Source organism: Mesorhizobium sp. M2A.F.Ca.ET.037.01.1.1 (genome assembly GCF_003998075.1).
Classification (GTDB): domain Bacteria; phylum Pseudomonadota; class Alphaproteobacteria; order Rhizobiales; family Rhizobiaceae; genus Mesorhizobium.
The window spans coordinates 1-598 of record NZ_RZSA01001695.1 but is presented as its reverse complement, the minus strand read 5'-3'; the positions used below and the strand labels follow the sequence as shown (position 1 = coordinate 598).

Annotated in this window: 1 protein-coding gene; it reads right to left on the bottom strand. The window is 66.1% G+C overall.

The features are described from left to right. Window positions 1-598, bottom strand: a 598-nt coding sequence (locus EOA27_RS39270) for an aminotransferase class V-fold PLP-dependent enzyme (RefSeq protein WP_127259072.1), incomplete at both ends; no start/stop codon positions are given.

The window sequence follows — 598 nt, the reverse complement described above, 5'->3', positions numbered from 1 at the left end:
GGCGCACATAGACCTGCAGGCGATCGAGAGGGTTGTTGGTCGGGTCGGGAATGATCTGCGCATTGATACCCGGAATGCCCTGCAGCGCGTCCTTCCACAGATTGAGCGCCGCCTCCTCGCGCCGGCGGATGCCGGCATGGTCGCGCTTTTCCCAGGCCTCGAGCGCCGCCATGGTGCCGGCGATGCTTTCCTTGCCGACCTTCATGGCGCGCGCCACGCCGCGGTTCTGCAGATAGGCGGCGCGGACCAGGTCCTTGCGGCCGGTGACGATGCCGCTGGTTGGCCCTGAAAGGAATTTGTGGCCGCTGTAGACGACGATGTCGGCGCCGCGCGCCAGGAAGCTGCGAAGGTCGTATTCCGAGGCGGCGTCGACGATCACCGGGACGCCCTTGGCGTGGCAGATCTCGCAAAACTCCTCCAGCGAAAGCATGCCGTATTGCACGGTGTGGTGGGCGACGACGTAGAGGGCCGCCGCCGTGCGCTCGTTGATTGCCTCGCGCAGATGGTAGTCCTGGGTGACGCTGACGGTGCCCGCCGGAATGACTTTGGCGCCGGCCACCCGGATCGACTGGTCGATCGGCGCGCCGTAATTGACGAT